This is a genomic window from Paraburkholderia sp. SIMBA_053 (genome assembly GCF_046534895.1).
GTDB lineage: Bacteria > Pseudomonadota > Gammaproteobacteria > Burkholderiales > Burkholderiaceae > Paraburkholderia > Paraburkholderia caledonica.
This window is the reverse complement of the sequence record NZ_JAWRXU010000422.1, coordinates 1-297: the sequence shown is the minus strand read 5'-3', so window position 1 is coordinate 297 and position 297 is coordinate 1. Positions and strand designations below refer to the sequence as shown.

Below are 297 nucleotides of genomic sequence, written 5' to 3'. Positions count from 1 at the left end.
GTTGCATCATCGCGCGTTCAAGCTCGCCTTTGATGATCAGCGGCATCACTGCCAGCCCACGCTCCATGGCCGCGTCGATCGCGTCCTGCTCCTCGCGGCGCGGCGGCTTCAGCACGTAGTTGGCGACGTCCGGCTTGGCGCCGGCGCGCGCGCTTTCGGGAATCAAATCCCGCGGATGGCCGATGCCGATGCGCAGCCGCCAATACTGCTGCGACGACAGATGTGCGGTGATGTCCTTCAAACCATTATGACCGCCGCTGCCGCCGCCGAGCTTCAGCTTGACACTGCCGGGCGGCA

At 65.7% G+C, this 297-nt stretch carries 1 pseudogene; it reads right to left on the bottom strand.

Annotated elements, in window-relative coordinates:
* Positions 1-297 (bottom strand): annotated as a pseudogene (locus SB753_RS36250) (aminoacyl-tRNA hydrolase); the annotation flags it as partial.